The organism is Massilia sp. CT11-108 (genome assembly GCF_047302915.1).
GTDB lineage: Bacteria > Pseudomonadota > Gammaproteobacteria > Burkholderiales > Burkholderiaceae_D > Telluria > Telluria orientalis.
Genome location: NZ_JBKYMO010001686.1, coordinates 1 through 245, shown reverse-complemented (window position 1 = coordinate 245; position 245 = coordinate 1). Strand labels below are relative to the sequence as shown.

Sequence of the window (245 nt, the reverse complement as noted above, 5' to 3'; positions counted from 1 at the left end):
GCCTGTCGCGCCAGCGCGAGCAGCCGATGCTCGCCGAGCCAGCAATTGCGTTGCAGGTAATGCGCCTGGATCCGGTACTTGTCGATCAGTCGCTCGATGGCGGGTTGGGTCGGTCTTGCATCGCGTGCCGGCCGCCCGGTCAGAATCGCGTCTTCGTACGCATTCCACGCGAGCGCGACCGCGCGTTGCCGCGCGCAGCAGGCGATCAGGCACTCGGCACGTGGGGTGCCGGCGCCGCGCGGCAA

1 pseudogene is annotated in these 245 nt (G+C 69.4%); it reads right to left on the bottom strand.

The window, feature by feature from the left end:
- A pseudogene (locus tag ACEN88_RS36040) lies at positions 1-245 on the bottom strand (prolyl aminopeptidase); the annotation flags it as partial.